Consider the following 13,716-nt stretch of genomic DNA (forward strand, 5'->3'; position numbering starts at 1 on the left):
GACTGTTTGAATTCAGCAAGATGGCCCGCATGGACAGGACCTGTAGGGCGTTTTCAGGCTGTTGCGTCTTCGTCCTACTCTGGGGTTGAGGTATTCGTAGTGAGCGATCGATAAGCCGGATTGTTCAGGTGCTTACGTGGTTTCACCAGTAAAACTGCAGCAGAGGGGGCGTCAATATTTGTAGGGGCTTTCCCGTACAGCAGTCGTCTCCGGCTGCTGTGAGGTATCGATGTTTCAATCAGTTCCTTGCCCGATCACGTGCCGTGGTGGTTGACGGGAGGCCGCTTCAAGGTCCAGCAGGCCCTGGCCGTACACTTCGCTGTTGGCATAGATGCCGGTCCGGTTTGTGTGTTTGAGCAGGTGCTGGCGAATCTGTTGCGGGCTCATCTGCGGGTAACGGCTCTGCAATGCGGCCAGGGCCCCGCTGACCATGGCCGCAGCCGGTGAAGTACCCGCCGTTTCGCCGTACTTGCCGGACTTCAAGGTGGTCTGCAAGCCAGTGCCGGCGGCGGAGTCACCCCCGGGAATAGCGATGCACCAGTCCCTGGCAACGCCGCAGTAGTTTGATTTGGCGTTGATGGCTGTGCCGTCCTGCTTCAGGGCAACGACGGCGAGCCATCCCTTTTCCAGCTCCGGCACCGCCACTGGCAAGCCGGGCTCGGCCAGGGGTTCGCGTCTGAGCTCATTGCCGGTCGGAAACACGAACACCGCGCCCTCATTGACCAGTTGCCGGGCCACGGTGAGGGATTCGGGCATGACCTGCTTGTAGCGCGACTCGGTGATCTCGGTTGCCGGAATGTCATTGGCCCATGAGTTGTTGAAAATACGCGCCCCTTTGCCGAACGCATACGTCCACGACTGAGCGATTTCACTGTCGAAGAAGAAGGGTTGATCATCATCGCCAAATCGCATGGGGATCAGTTGGGCGCTGAAAGCGACACCATGCATGCCTTGATCATCCTTGTTGGCGGCAATGATGCCGGCCATCTGTGTTCCGTGGCCGACCCTGTCGGTCGTACCCGGCTGGTTCGTCACGTAATCGTATCCAGGATCGCCAATGCGTCCCTGGAACTCAGGCAGGTCGGCATTCAGCCCGGAGTCGATCAGGGCGACGCTCACGCCCTGACCGCTTGCGCCGCGAGCGTAGATTGACGACGCTTTAATGATCGCCAGCCCTTTCAGGGCGTGATATTCCGGTGTTTCGTAACCCTGTGCGGCAGGGTCGACTACGGCAGGTGTGGTCATGTTCTGGCAGCCGCTCAGCAGCAGCGGCAGGGCGACCAAGCCCAGGCGTGATGGTCGCAAGAGAGCAAGAGACGGTAGCATTTGATTCATAGGGTGTTCCTTCAGTGGCATCCATGCCTGCGAAGCTTCCTGCGACGAGGACGCTTCGCCTGTGGCCGGCTTTTCAATGGGGCGCTCAGGCCCGTCAGGTAAGTCATGAACCTAAACGATTGAGCCCTTGGTTCATGAGAGAATTAGTGGTTCTGTTTGTATCTATCGAGAGCGTTTCGCCCCCGACCTTTTCTCTACGCGCTGCTTCTCTGTCCGGGCCTTTGGCGTGGCAGCCGTCAACGGAGTGACCGCTTATGCACAACACCCTCGAACAGGTCTTTGGTTATCCACAGTTCCGGCCTGGCCAGGAAGCGGCAGTCAGTGCGGTGCTGGCCGGACGTTCGGCAGCGGCGATTTTCCCGACCGGGTCTGGCAAGTCCTTGTGTTATCAACTGCCCGCCTTGTTGCTGCCGCACCTGACACTGGTGGTCTCGCCGTTGCTGGCGCTGATGCAGGACCAGTTGGCGTTCTTGCAGCGCCACGGGATCGCGGCAGCGAGTATTGATTCGGCCCAGAGTCGCGATGACGCCAACGAGGTGATGGCGCGGGCGCGCAGTGGCGAGTTGAAGATCCTGATGATTTCCGTGGAGCGCCTGAAGAACGAGCGCTTTCGCAACTTCCTGCAGCAGGTGCCGATCTCGTTGTTGGTGGTGGACGAGGCGCACTGCATTTCCGAGTGGGGCCACAACTTCCGCCCCGATTACCTGAAGCTGCCGGACTACCAACGCCAGTTCAATATCCCCCAGACCTTGCTGCTGACCGCGACCGCCACGCCCAAGGTGATCGCCGACATGCAGGCGAAGTTCGCCATTGCACCAGACGATGTGGTGACCACCGGATTCTACCGGCCTAACCTCAATTTGCTGGTTGAACCGGTGCGCGGCCAGGACAAGCGCCGCCGCCTGCTGGAGTGGATGGGCCAGCGTGCCGGGCAGCCGAGCATCGTCTACGTGACCTTGCAGAAAACCGCCGAGCAGATTGCCCAGCACCTGAGCCAGAACGGGCTTCAGGCCGAGGCCTACCACGCGGGTTTACCCCATGAGCAGCGCGAGGCGATTCAACGCCGGTTCATGGGTGGGCAGTCCACTTGCATCGTCGCTACCATCGCCTTTGGCATGGGTATCGACAAGAGCGATATCCGCAACGTAGTGCATTTCGACCTGCCCAAATCCATCGAGAACTACAGCCAGGAAATCGGTCGTGCCGGGCGTGACGGGCAGCCATCCGATTGCCTGGTGCTGGCCAACCGCGACAGCCTCAACGTGCTGGAGAACTTCGTTTATGGCGATACGCCGGAACTGGAGGGCATCCGTTGTGTGCTGGATGAACTGCAGGCCGCAGCGCCGGACGGGCAGTGGGAGTTCCTGCTGGGGCCGCTGGCCGACCAGAGCAACATTCGCCAGTTGCCGCTCAAGACCTTGCTGGTGCAGCTTGAGCTCAAAGGTTTGATCGCGCCTCGTTATGCCTACTTTGCCGAGTACCGGTTCAAGTTCCTGGTGGAACCCGAGGTGCTGTTGGCGCGTTTCGAGGGCGAGCGCCGGGACTTCGTCGACGCGATCATCCAGACCTCGAACCGGGCGCGAACCTGGGCCACCGTGAATTTCGACGCGCTGTATCTCCAGCATCAGGCCGAGCGTGCCCGGGTGGTCAAGGCGCTGGATTACTTTCAGGAAAAAGGCTGGGTCGAGCTTGAAAGCAAGCAGATGACCGAGGTCTACAGCCTGTTGCAGAGCCATTTTGACGCTCAGGCCTTGAGCGTCGAACTGCACGCCTATTTCACCCGACATGAGCGTACGGAAATCGCACGTATCCACGCGATGCTCGACCTGTTCGCCACCGAGCACTGCCTGGGTCACCGCTTGGCGCGGTATTTCGGCGACGATAATGCACCGCAACAATGTGGGCATTGTTCGGTGTGTCATGGACAGGTTGCCCGTTTACCGGAGCCGCCGCTGTTGCCTGCGCTTGTGGATAAAAACTTCGATGCGCTCTGTGGCGATTTTATCCACAAGCATCAGGCCTACAACGGCAGTGTGCCGAGTGCAGAACGCCTGACCCGGTTCTTGTGCGGCATCAGCGTGCCGCTGTTCACCAAGCTCAAGGCTCGCGCGATCCACGGGTTTGCAGCACTGGAGGACTATCCCTATGCCGAGGTGCGGGGTTGGGCGCAAAGCCAGTTGCCGGGCTGACGCGGAGCGTCACGGGCTGCATTCCCACGCAGAGCGAGGGAATGATCGAGTGTTGAGTAGGGGGGAACATCCATCCGCTGAATGTCGCCCATCACGGGAATAAAGTTCAAAAACGCTGCCGGGCTGACTATGGTGGACGCTGTCTTTGGATCGCCAACAAGAGAGCAAACAATGAGCCAGACGCCCTTCCAGATTCAGCGTGCCGCCGTGATCGGCGCAGGCACCATGGGCCGTGGCATCGTCATGTGCCTGGCCAACGCCGGGGTGCCGGTGCAATGGGTCGACAACAATCCGCAGATGCTCGACCAGGCCCTTACAGCCATTGCCGACACCTGGGCCCACAACGTCCGTCAGGGTCGCATCGATCAAGCCGAAGCCGATGCGCGGATCGCTCGGGTGGCTGCGGCGCTCGACTATCCGGCGATCCGCGACGTCGACCTGGTGATCGAGGCGGTCTACGAAAACCTCGAGCTCAAGCAGAACATTTTTCGTGAGCTCGATGGCCTGCTCAAGCCCGAAGCGATTCTCGCCAGTAACACCTCGGCGCTGGACATCGACGCCATTGCCGCCGTGACACAGCGTCCTCAACAGGTGCTGGGCCTGCACTTCTTCAGCCCGGCGCACATCATGAAACTGCTGGAAATCGTCCGGGGTGCGCAGACGGCCCCAGCGGTGCTCGAGGCTGCCGGGGCGCTGGGCCAGCGCATGGGCAAGGTCAGTGTGGTGGCGGGCAACTGCTTCGGTTTTATCGGCAACCGGATGCTCAATACCTACGTGCTCGAAGCACGCAAGATGTTGCTTGAAGGCGCGTTCCCCTATCAGGTGGATGCGGCGCTGCAAGGCTTCGGTTTTGCCATGGGGCCGTTCCGCATGTACGACGTGGTTGGCATCGACCTCGGCTGGCGCGCACGGGAGCTGGCGGGTGTCGGTCAGGACGAAGCCGAGATTCAGGTGGATAACCGTCTGTGCGAACTGGGGCGTTTCGGTCAGAAGAGTGGCAACGGTTTCTACCACTACGAGCCCGGAAGCCGTCAGGCCGAGCACGATGTCGAGGTGGATGCGCTGGTGCAGCGAGTCAGTGAAGAGCTGGGCTACCAGCGTCGGGAGATCAGCACCGAAGAGATCCTTGAGCGCTGCCTGCTGGCCCTGGTGAACGAAGGGGCGAAGATTCTTCAGGAAGGTATCGCCGATTGCGCTCACGACATCGATCGGGTGTACCTCAACGGCTATGGTTTTCCGGCGGACAAGGGCGGGCCAATGGCCTGGGCCGATCAGCAGGGGCTGGCGAACATCCATGCCCGTTTGCTGCGCCTTGAGGCTGAACAGGGTGCGTTGTGGAAGCCGGCGCGCGTGATCGCTGAGCTGGCGGCCAAGGACGGACGTTTTGCCCAGTGGCAGGCTGTCTGATCAAGCGTTGCTGCGATTACACTGGCAGCCCTTTGCGTGAGAAATCCCGATGACCGACCGCATGCCACAACGCGCCGACTACCGTCACTTCCAGCCGATCATCACCCGGTGGCACGACAATGATGTCTACGGTCATGTGAACAACGTGACCTACTACAGCTTTTTCGATACGGCGGTGAACACCTACCTGATCGAAGTCGGTGGCCTGGATATTCACGACGGCGAGGTCGTGGGCTTTGTGGTGAGCTCGGCCTGTGACTACTTCGCATCGATTGCCTTTCCCGAACGCATCGAGATCGGCTTGCGGGTAGGAAAACTGGGCAACAGTTCGGTGCAGTACGAGCTGGCCGTGTTCAAGGCGGGGGAAGAGGACGCATGCGCGGCGGGGCGCTTTGTCCACGTTTTTGTGGACCGGGCGTCGAACCAGCCGGTGTCGATTCCTGGCGGGTTGCGCCAGGCCCTGGAGCGGTTGGTGGTGTGAAACGAAAAATCGCAGCCCGGGGGCTGCGATTTTTTTTGAGTCTCGGTCGTGATGCGGCGTGGTGTTTAGTCGCGATAGTAACGGTGCTTGTGCTTGCGATGCCCATAGGCATGGCCACGGCCCGGGTGACCATCACGGTAGTAGCGGCGATCGTCGTGGCCACCGCGATAGCGGCGATGACCGTTATCGTCATCGTCATCATCGTTATCGTATTTGTTGCCCATGTAGTTGCCCAGCGCGCCACCCGCACCACCGCCAGCGGCTGCGCCGATCAGGCTGCCTGTGGTGCCGCCTACGTTGCGACCGACCACGTTGCCGCCCGCCGCGCCGAGTGCACCGCCGATGGCGGCTTCACCACGGCTGTGTTTGTTGGCACCCACCGCACTGCCGCCCGCACCACCCAGTGCGGCACCAATGGTTGAGCCAGTGTTACCGCCCAGTGACTGACCGACGACCGAGCCAAGAACCCCGCCCAATGCGCCGCCCACACCGGCTTCGGTGTTGCCTCCAGCTGACGCTACGCCGCTGATCAGGCCAAGGGACAACAAGAGAATCGAGGAGAACTTCATTAGAGGAGCCTCAAAGGGATGACGAGGCGATCCTGAGGCTGTGACAGGACGGTTACAATCGAAATCCGACGAGTAACACGACTTGTGCACATTTTGCTAAGTTGTTGTTTTTTAGACGGAACTTTATTGTTTTTCGCGGGTCTTTAGCTACTTGGGATAGGCCGCTTTTATGTAAAAGCGGCCTTTTTTGTGGGCGTTTGGAAAGCGCCGCGAGTGCAGCCGGCAGGGCGACACTGGTGCAATGCGCGGACGCCTTCCCTCAGGCCGACCTGGCCATGATCAGCCCGCTGTCACTGGCGGCTTCCAGGCGGATCGCCACGAACTTGGAGGTGGGCGTATGGCTGCCATCCCCAGTGCTTTCCAGCGGCACCAGCGGGTTCACTTCCGGGTAGTAGGCTGCCGCCTGCCCGGCTGGAATGTCAAACGCCAGCAAGGTGAAGCCCTTGACCCGCCGTTCGCGACCGTCATCCCAGATCGACACGATGTCGGCCTTTTGCCCGGGCTTGAAGCCCAGGCGAATGATGTCGGCTTCATTGACGAACAGCACGTCACGCTGCCCCTTGACGCCACGGTAACGATCATCGAGCCCGTAGATGGTGGTGTTGTACTGATCGTGGGAGCGCATCGACTGCATGATCAGATCCGGCAACTGCCCGGTGGCGCGGGTGCGTTCGTGCACAAGATCCGTCGGCAGGATGTTGGGGCGGAAGTTGGCGCGACCTGACGTCGTGTTCCAGCGCCGGGCGCCGGCACTGTTGCCCAGATAGAAACCGCCCGGGTGTTCGATCTTCTGGTTGAAGTCCTTGAAGCCTGGGATGGTGTCGGCGATCAGTTCGCGAATGCGGCGGTAGTCGGCGACCAGCCAGGTCCAGTCGACCGGTGTGCTGCCCAGGGTCGCGGCGGCGATACCGGCGATGATCGACGGCTCGGAGCGCATCTGGCGAGACAGCGGCTGAAGCTGGCCATTGGAGGCGTGAACCATGCTGAAGGAGTCTTCCACGGTGACCGCTTGCGCCCCTTCGGTTTGCAGGTCGATGTCGGTGCGGCCCAGGCACGGCAGGATCAACGCTTCTTTGCCGTGGGCCAGATGGCTGCGGTTGAGCTTGGTGCTGATCTGTACCGTGAGGTCGCAGTTACGCAACGCCTGGAACGTCCGTGGGCTGTCCGGTGTTGCCTGGGCGAAGTTGCCACCCAGGCCGATAAAGACTTTCGAGCGGCCTTCAAGCATTGCATGAATGGCCTCGACCACATTGTGGCCGTTTTCACGGGGCACCTTGAACTGGAAGCGCCGCTCCAGTGAATCCAGGAACGCCACTGGCGGACGTTCATTGATGCCCATGGTCCGGTCGCCTTGCACGTTGCTGTGTCCGCGCACCGGACACAGGCCCGCGCCTGGACGGCCGATGTTGCCGCGCAACAGCATCAGGTTGGCGATTTCCTGGATGGTCGGCACCGAGTGGCGGTGCTGGGTGATGCCCATGGCCCAGCACATGATGACGTTCTGGCCTTTGGCGTACATGCGCGCCGCTTGTTCGATCTCGACCAGCGTCAGGCCGGACTGCTCGACGATCTGCTCCCACGGAGTGTCGTCGATCTGGTTCAGGTAGTCGAGGATATTGACCGTGTGTTCGTTGAGGAAGTCATGGTCGAACACGGCTGGCGCCCCACTGCCCTGGGCTTCGCGTTCCCATAGCAGGAGGAACTTGGCCATGCCGCGCAACAAGGCCATGTCACCACCCAGCGCTGGACGGAAATACGCGGTGTTGGTCGGTTTGTCGCCGTTGGTGAGCATTTCGATCGGGTGCTGCGGGTGCTGGAAGCGTTCCAGGCCCCGCTCTTTCAGCGGGTTGATGCACACCACCTGGGCACCACGCTTGACCGCTTCGCGCAGGGGGTCGAGCATCCGCGGGTGGTTAGTGCCGGGGTTCTGGCCCCAGACGAAAATCGCGTCGGCATGTTCGAAGTCGTCGAAGGTCACGGTCCCTTTACCGACCCCGATACTTTGCGCCAGGGCCACGCCGCTGGCCTCGTGGCACATGTTCGAGCAGTCAGGGAAGTTGTTGGTGCCGAATGCCCGGACAAACAATTGATACAGGTATGCCGCTTCGTTGCTGGCGCGTCCCGAGGTGTAGAACTCGGCCTGATCGGGACTTGGCAGGTTCTGCAGGTGTTGGCCGATCAGCGTGAACGCCGCGTCCCAGCTGATCGGGGTGTAGCGGTCGGTGTCGGCGTCGTAGCGCATGGGCTCGGTCAACCGCCCCTGGTACTCAAGCCAGTAGTCGCTCTGTTCCAGCAGGGCGCTGACGCTGTGCTTGGCAAAGAATGCCGCATCGACGCGACGCTTGGTGGCTTCCCAGTTGACGGCCTTGGCACCGTTCTCACAGAACTTGACCAGGCCGCTTTCCGGGGAATCGCCCCAGGCGCAACCCGGGCAGTCGAAACCGCCGTTCTGGTTGGTCTTGAGCATCATGCGCAGGTTTTTCAGCGCGTTGTCGCTGGTCAGCCAGGCTTGGGCAACACTGATCAATGCGCCCCAGCCACCGGCCGGGCCCTTGTAGGGCTTGTAGCGCGGGGTGGGTGTCTGGTCGGCTTGATGATGAGTGCTCACGCTTGATTCTCCATCGCTGGGCTGTAGACCCGCGGCGCACTTTTCTGCGGCAGGTGGATGAGGTTGAGGTTGTGCCGGCGTGCCCATTGCAAGGCGAGGCCGGTGGGCGACGACAGGCTGACCAGGGTCTGGATGCCGGCGCGCAGGACTTTCTGGATCAGTTCGAGGCTGCAGCGGCTGGTGACAATCGCCAGCCCGCCGGCCGTCGGGATGTTCTGGCGCACCAGGGCGCCGATCAGCTTGTCGAGGGCGTTGTGCCGGCCGATGTCTTCACGGCCAAGCAGCAGCTCGCCCTGGTTGTTCATGAACACCGCCGCATGCACCGCACCGCAGTGCTGGCCCAGAGGCTGGAAGGCGCCAATGCGCTGGCGCAGGCCCTCGAGCCAGTGCGCGGGAGGCAGCGGTGCCCCGGGCAGTACCTTGAGTTGCGGCAGGGCCTGTTCCACGGCTTCCACGCCGCAGAGGCCGCAACCGCTGGTGCCGGCCAGTTGCCGACGCTGCTGCTTGAGGTTCCAGAAGGCGCGGCTGGCAATGTTGACCTGCGCGTATTGCGCGCTGCCCGCGCCCGTCAATTGCAGGTCATAGATGTCGGACAGGTCGCTGATGATCCCACTGCCCAGGCTGAAGCCGACAATGAAGTCTTCCAGGTCGGTCGGGGTGACCAGCATCACGGCCTGGCTGATGCCGTTGTAGGCGATCGCCAGCGCCACTTCCTCAGCGAGCGCGGTGCTGGCTGACTCACTGTGATCAAGGTTGCAGTACTGGTAGCTCTGACTGGCGGCGGGCGCGGGCGTTACTGGAGCAGGCGTCGCGCAGGCCGGACGCTTGGCGTTCATGGGGCAATACCGGCGGGTTATCCAGCCTTAATCCTAGGCGCGGCAAAGTGTCGCGTCTAATCGCTATTACTGATCCACCGATAGATGCCGTCGATCAAAAGCCTGCCAGTGATTTCTGATAGATCGCAAAACAGGCTTCCGCCAGCGCCGAGCGTGGCGCGCTGCGACGCATGATCAACCCCAGCCGGCCAAGGGTTTGCGCGTTTTCAATCGGTTGCAGGCGCAAGTGCTCGGTCAGTGATTCCAGGCCACCCTCCAGGGGCATCACCGCGCAACACAGGCCGCCGTGTACGGCTTGCAGCAGTTGATGAACGGCGTCGGTCTGCAGCAGCGGTTGCGGGTTAAGGCCCCGGCTGTGGAAGTTGTGGTCGATGGACTGGCGAAAGTGCATGCCGCTGGTGAGCATGCCCAGCGGCAACTCGATCAGCGCCTCCCAGCTCAATGGCGTGTCACCGAAGCTGAAGAAGCGCTGGTCATAGAGCAAGCCCATGCGGGTTTCGCTGAATGCCAGCGAGTCGAAGCGTTCGCCGTCCAGACGCTCCAGATAGGACACTCCCAAGTCCAGCCGGTTGTTGGCCAGTTGCTCGAGGATCTGTTCGGAACTCAAGGCGGACAGTTCGAAGCGCAAATTGGGGTGTTCGCCGTGCAGTTGTTGCATCAGCGGCAGAGGATCGAAACTCGACAGCGGCACCACCCCCAGGCGCAGCGTACCGACCAGGTTGCCGCGACACGCCGCTGCCTCGGCCTGCAGCCCGTCATAAGCGGCGAGCACGGTGCGCGCCCAGGCCAGCACCCGCTCGCCCGGCGCGGTGAACCCCTCAAAGCGCTGGCCGCGATTGACCAGTGGCAAATCAAGCTCTTCTTCAAGGCTGCGCAAGCGCATCGACAGCGTGGGCTGGGTGATGTGGCAGCGCGCGGCCGCCTGGCCAAAGTGCCGGGTTTCGTCGAGGGCGATGAGGAATTTCAGCTGTTTGATGTCCATCGTCGCTCCAGTGCGCAGCAGGCCAGGAGGGGGATTCTAGCGCGTGTGCGCAATGGGCGTCATTGGTCGGCCGGGAACCACGCTGCACCGTCTTGGTCTAGTCTTTCGCGACCGGACCTATAAACCCAAGGAGAGTGCACCATGAGTCTTTTGAGCTTTGTGAAAGAAGCAGGCGAGAAACTGATTGATTTGCTGACACCGGGTAACGCCAATGCGAGCGAGCAGTTGAAGGAGCATATCGCGAAGGTCGGCCTGGGAAACCCGAATGTGCAGGCCACGGTGGATGGCGACAAGGTCACGGTGACCGGCGAAGTGGCCAGTCAGGAAGAGAAAGAAAAAATCCTCCTGGCGGTGGGCAATATTGCGGGCGTGGGCAGTGTGGACGACCAGATCGTCGTGAATGGTCCGACTGTTGCGGCAGCCCGTTTTGTGGTGGTGAAAAAAGGCGACACCCTGAGCGCGATTTCCCTGACCGTGTACGGCAATGCCAACCTGTACAACAAGATTTTCGAAGCCAACAAACCCATGCTGTCGCACCCGGACAAGATCTATCCAGGGCAGTCGTTGCGTATTCCTGAGTAACACGGGACCTGTGGAGAGGGAGCAAGCTCCCTCTCCACAATGGTTGCTACAACCCTTCGATCAATGCCCGATAATCACCCACCGCCGCAAACTCCGCGGTGTCTTTGGGCGCCTTGCGGCTGTCCGGCACACTCACCGCCAGTAAATGCGCCACGCCAAAATCCCGAGCACTGCGCAGGATCGGCAAGGTATCGTCGATGAACAGGCTGCGTACCGGGTCGAAGTCGATATCGGCGCGCAGGGCGTCCCAGAATTGCGGGTTTTCCTTGGGGAAGCCGTAGTCGTGGGAACTGATCAGCCGCTCGAAGTACGGTGCAAGCTCGATTCTTTCCAGTTTCAGCGACAGTGAGTCGCGGTGCGCATTGGTGATCAGGATCACGCGCTTGCCGGCCTGTTTGATCGCCGCCAGAAAGGTATCGGCGTCCGGGCGCAGCGCAATCAGATGAGCGGTCTCCAGCTTCAGCTCGCGCACCGGGATCTTCAGTTCACTGCTCCAGAAATCCAGGCAATACCACTGCAACTGGCCGGCGTTACGCTCGAACAGCGGCTGCAGCTCCAGCTCGGCCATGGCCCGGCTCACCCCGTGCAGCTCGGCGTAACGCTGGGGTAGGTGCTCCATCCAGAAATGGTTGTCGTAGTGCAGGTCCAGCAGTGTGCCGTCCATATCCAGCAGAACGGTATCGATGTCGCGCCAGGGCAGTGATGGCATTGAAGACTTCTCCAGCGGTAAACAGATATCCGACATAAACAATCAGGGCAGGCCGGGTATAGTAACCCGTTCACGCCAAGGAGCCGCCATGCGCCAGAAACCCGAAGTCCTAGCCCGCGAGATCGTCGCTACCAGCCGCTTGTTCTGCGTTGAAGAGGTACAACTGCGCTTTTCCAATGGCGTCGAGCGTACCTATGAGCGATTGGTCGGCAAGGGCGCCGGGTATGGCGCAGTGATGATCGTGGCGATGCTCGATGCCGACCACGCGGTGCTGGTCGAAGAGTATTGCGGTGGTACCGATGCCTACGAGATGTCGTTGCCCAAGGGCCTGATCGAACCCGGCGAAGACGTGCTGGCCGCCGCCGAGCGTGAACTCAAGGAAGAAGCTGGCTATGGCGCGCGGCAACTGGAGCACCTGACCGAGCTGTCGCTGTCGCCCGGTTACATGAGCCAGAAAATCCAGGTGGTGCTGGCGACCGACCTGTACGAAGAACGGCTAGAAGGTGATGAGCCAGAACCGATGCGGCTGGATCGGGTCAATCTGCGTGAGCTGGCGGCGCTGGCGCAGAATCCGCAGTTCACCGAGGGGCGCGCCTTGGCGGCGCTATATCTCGCCCGTGACTTGCTGACTCAGCGTGGAGTGTTCCAGCCATGACGTTCCCTCATCCGTTGATGGCGCCGGTCGTCGAGCTGGCATTGAAGGCTGGAGAGGCGATCCTGCCGTTCTGGTGCACAGGCACGGCCGTGACCGCCAAGGCTGACGATTCGCCGGTCACCGCCGCTGACCTGGCGGCGCACCACGTGATTCTGGCGGGGCTGACAGCCCTTGATCCGAACATTCCGGTGTTGTCGGAAGAAGACGCCAACATCCCTCAAGGCGTACGCGCGGGTTGGCAGAGCTGGTGGCTGGTGGACCCGCTGGACGGCACGAAGGAGTTCATTTCCGGGAGTGAGGAGTTCACCGTCAACATCGCGTTGATTGAACAGGGCCGGGTGGTGTTTGGCGTGGTGTCGATGCCGACCAACGGTCGCTGCTACTTCGGCGGTGCCGGTCTGGGTGCATGGCGTGCCGACAAAGACGCTGCACCGTTGCCGATCCAGGTCCGCGAAACCCCGCCGGCAGGCGAGGCGTTCACCGTGGTCGCCAGCCGCCGACATTCCAGCCCTGAGCAGGAGCGTTTGCTGGCCGGGTTGAGCGACAGCCTGGGTCAACTGCAACTGGCCAATATCGGCAGCTCGCTGAAGTTTTGCCTGCTGGCCGAAGGCGCGGCGGATTGTTATCCGCGGTTGGCACCGACTTCGCAATGGGATACCGCGGCGGCGCAAGGCGTGTTGGAAGGGGCCGGTGGTGAAGTGTTGGAGTTGAGCGGCGAACGGTTCAGCTATCCGGCGCGCGAATCGTTGCTTAACTCATTCTTTCTGGCCTTGCCGGCTAAAGCCGCGTGGCGTGAGAAACTGCTGGAACTGGCCCGTTCCTGAACATACGGCACCTTTGTTTGATCGTTCCCACGCAGAGCGTGAGAACTATCATCTGGAGCAAGGCTTGCCCGCGAGGTCTTTTCAGCGGTGCAGCACGTATTGCCCGGTAAACGTCACCGCATCTTCATCACTCCCCACATTCACAATCCGCGTATGCAGCGTTAACCGTGCCCGGCCATAACGCTCATACATCGTCACGAATTTTTTCCAAACCGCTGCACTCGGCGCTTGGCAAATGGCCGTTGCATCGCTGGTCACTGGCAGCGGGTAGTTGATCTTCCCTTCCTGGATCACGATGTGCCCATCCTCTATGCCGGCTTCACGCAGGCGCAGATGCAGCCAGCCCCAGCCAACAAGCACTGCGCCGCAGTACAGGCTGCCACCGAACATGGTGCTCTTGTGGTTGACGTTCGCTTCCAGTGGGAGCTGCAGGCGCAGTTGATGGGACTGCCAGTCAAGCACCTTCAAGCCCATGGCCCGCGTGAGGGGAATGTCGCGGTGCAGGATCGATTCCAGGTGACGACTGTCGCGGTTCATGC

Annotated in this window: 13 protein-coding genes; 6 read left to right on the top strand and 7 right to left on the bottom strand. The window is 61.2% G+C overall.

Annotated elements, in window-relative coordinates; translation table 11 throughout:
- Positions 1–234: 234 nt before the first annotated feature.
- Complete coding sequence (locus CKW07_RS08695) at positions 235–1,326, bottom strand: S8 family peptidase (protein WP_371850645.1); 1,092 nt, start codon at positions 1,324–1,326, stop codon at positions 235–237.
- Positions 1,327–1,589: 263 nt separating this feature from the next.
- On the opposite strand from CKW07_RS08695, the gene CKW07_RS08700 reads away from it, so the two are divergent.
- The 3 genes from CKW07_RS08700 to CKW07_RS08710 all read left to right on the top strand — a co-directional run bounded on the left by CKW07_RS08700 (position 1,590) and on the right by CKW07_RS08710 (position 5,412).
- On the top strand, positions 1,590–3,524 hold the full coding sequence (locus CKW07_RS08700; protein WP_095144526.1) for an ATP-dependent DNA helicase RecQ: 1,935 nt from the start codon (positions 1,590–1,592) through the stop codon (positions 3,522–3,524).
- A gap of 171 nt (positions 3,525–3,695) precedes the next feature.
- Complete coding sequence (locus CKW07_RS08705) at positions 3,696–4,931, top strand: 3-hydroxyacyl-CoA dehydrogenase (RefSeq protein ID WP_095144527.1); 1,236 nt, start codon at positions 3,696–3,698, stop codon at positions 4,929–4,931.
- Positions 4,932–4,980: 49 nt separating this feature from the next.
- Positions 4,981–5,412, top strand: coding sequence for a thioesterase family protein (locus tag CKW07_RS08710; RefSeq protein WP_095144528.1), 432 nt, complete (start codon positions 4,981–4,983; stop codon positions 5,410–5,412).
- A gap of 65 nt (positions 5,413–5,477) precedes the next feature.
- On the opposite strand, the gene CKW07_RS08715 is transcribed toward CKW07_RS08710, so the two are convergent.
- The 4 genes from CKW07_RS08715 to CKW07_RS08730 form a co-directional block, all read right to left on the bottom strand.
- A complete protein-coding gene (locus CKW07_RS08715; protein WP_095144529.1) occupies positions 5,478–5,981 on the bottom strand; it encodes a glycine zipper domain-containing protein in 504 nt (167 codons plus the stop codon).
- 259 nt (positions 5,982–6,240) lie between these two features.
- Positions 6,241–8,589, bottom strand: coding sequence for an FdhF/YdeP family oxidoreductase (locus CKW07_RS08720; RefSeq protein ID WP_095144530.1), 2,349 nt, complete (start codon positions 8,587–8,589; stop codon positions 6,241–6,243).
- Positions 8,586–9,425: a formate dehydrogenase accessory sulfurtransferase FdhD gene (gene fdhD, locus CKW07_RS08725; RefSeq protein WP_095144531.1), complete on the bottom strand. Its 840-nt coding sequence runs from the start codon at positions 9,423–9,425 to the stop codon at positions 8,586–8,588. The genes CKW07_RS08720 and fdhD overlap by 4 nt, the downstream gene beginning before the upstream one ends.
- A gap of 94 nt (positions 9,426–9,519) precedes the next feature.
- Complete coding sequence (locus CKW07_RS08730) at positions 9,520–10,407, bottom strand: LysR family transcriptional regulator (RefSeq protein ID WP_095144532.1); 888 nt, start codon at positions 10,405–10,407, stop codon at positions 9,520–9,522.
- Positions 10,408–10,548: 141 nt separating this feature from the next.
- Here CKW07_RS08730 and lysM point away from each other — a divergent pair, with 141 nt between their 5' ends.
- Complete coding sequence (lysM, locus tag CKW07_RS08735) at positions 10,549–10,989, top strand: peptidoglycan-binding protein LysM (protein WP_095144533.1); 441 nt, start codon at positions 10,549–10,551, stop codon at positions 10,987–10,989.
- A 46-nt stretch (positions 10,990–11,035) separates the two neighbouring features.
- On the opposite strand, the gene yrfG is transcribed toward lysM, so the two are convergent.
- Positions 11,036–11,698: a GMP/IMP nucleotidase gene (gene yrfG, locus CKW07_RS08740; protein ID WP_095144534.1), complete on the bottom strand. Its 663-nt coding sequence runs from the start codon at positions 11,696–11,698 to the stop codon at positions 11,036–11,038.
- Positions 11,699–11,786: 88 nt separating this feature from the next.
- On the opposite strand from yrfG, the gene nudE reads away from it, so the two are divergent.
- Both nudE and cysQ read left to right on the top strand, forming a co-directional pair.
- Positions 11,787–12,353: an ADP compounds hydrolase NudE gene (nudE, locus tag CKW07_RS08745; RefSeq protein ID WP_095082169.1), complete on the top strand. Its 567-nt coding sequence runs from the start codon at positions 11,787–11,789 to the stop codon at positions 12,351–12,353.
- Complete coding sequence (gene cysQ, locus CKW07_RS08750; RefSeq protein ID WP_095144535.1) at positions 12,350–13,177, top strand: 3'(2'),5'-bisphosphate nucleotidase CysQ; 828 nt, start codon at positions 12,350–12,352, stop codon at positions 13,175–13,177. Before nudE ends, cysQ begins: the two co-directional genes overlap by 4 nt.
- An 81-nt stretch (positions 13,178–13,258) precedes the next feature.
- Here cysQ and CKW07_RS08755 read toward each other — a convergent pair whose 3' ends face one another.
- Positions 13,259–13,714 carry a thioesterase domain-containing protein gene (locus CKW07_RS08755; RefSeq protein WP_095144536.1) on the bottom strand — a complete coding sequence of 152 codons (456 nt, stop codon included), beginning with the start codon at positions 13,712–13,714 and terminating at the stop codon, positions 13,259–13,261.
- Positions 13,715–13,716 lie beyond the last annotated feature (2 nt).

Source organism: Pseudomonas sp. Irchel s3b6 (assembly GCF_900187415.1).
GTDB lineage: Bacteria > Pseudomonadota > Gammaproteobacteria > Pseudomonadales > Pseudomonadaceae > Aquipseudomonas.

Coding starts and splice junctions, on each gene's coding strand:
- fdhD (WP_095144531.1), bottom strand. CDS start 9,425: ATGAACGCCAAGCGTCCGGCCTGCGCGACGCCTGCTCCAGTAACGCCC.
- yrfG (WP_095144534.1), bottom strand. CDS start 11,698: ATGCCATCACTGCCCTGGCGCGACATCGATACCGTTCTGCTGGATATG.
- CKW07_RS08715 (WP_095144529.1), bottom strand. CDS start 5,981: ATGAAGTTCTCCTCGATTCTCTTGTTGTCCCTTGGCCTGATCAGCGGC.
- CKW07_RS08700 (WP_095144526.1), top strand. CDS start 1,590: ATGCACAACACCCTCGAACAGGTCTTTGGTTATCCACAGTTCCGGCCT.
- CKW07_RS08695 (WP_371850645.1), bottom strand. CDS start 1,326: ATGCTACCGTCTCTTGCTCTCTTGCGACCATCACGCCTGGGCTTGGTC.
- CKW07_RS08730 (WP_095144532.1), bottom strand. CDS start 10,407: ATGGACATCAAACAGCTGAAATTCCTCATCGCCCTCGACGAAACCCGG.
- CKW07_RS08705 (WP_095144527.1), top strand. CDS start 3,696: ATGAGCCAGACGCCCTTCCAGATTCAGCGTGCCGCCGTGATCGGCGCA.
- nudE (WP_095082169.1), top strand. CDS start 11,787: ATGCGCCAGAAACCCGAAGTCCTAGCCCGCGAGATCGTCGCTACCAGC.
- cysQ (WP_095144535.1), top strand. CDS start 12,350: ATGACGTTCCCTCATCCGTTGATGGCGCCGGTCGTCGAGCTGGCATTG.
- lysM (WP_095144533.1), top strand. CDS start 10,549: ATGAGTCTTTTGAGCTTTGTGAAAGAAGCAGGCGAGAAACTGATTGAT.
- CKW07_RS08755 (WP_095144536.1), bottom strand. CDS start 13,714: ATGAACCGCGACAGTCGTCACCTGGAATCGATCCTGCACCGCGACATT.
- CKW07_RS08710 (WP_095144528.1), top strand. CDS start 4,981: ATGACCGACCGCATGCCACAACGCGCCGACTACCGTCACTTCCAGCCG.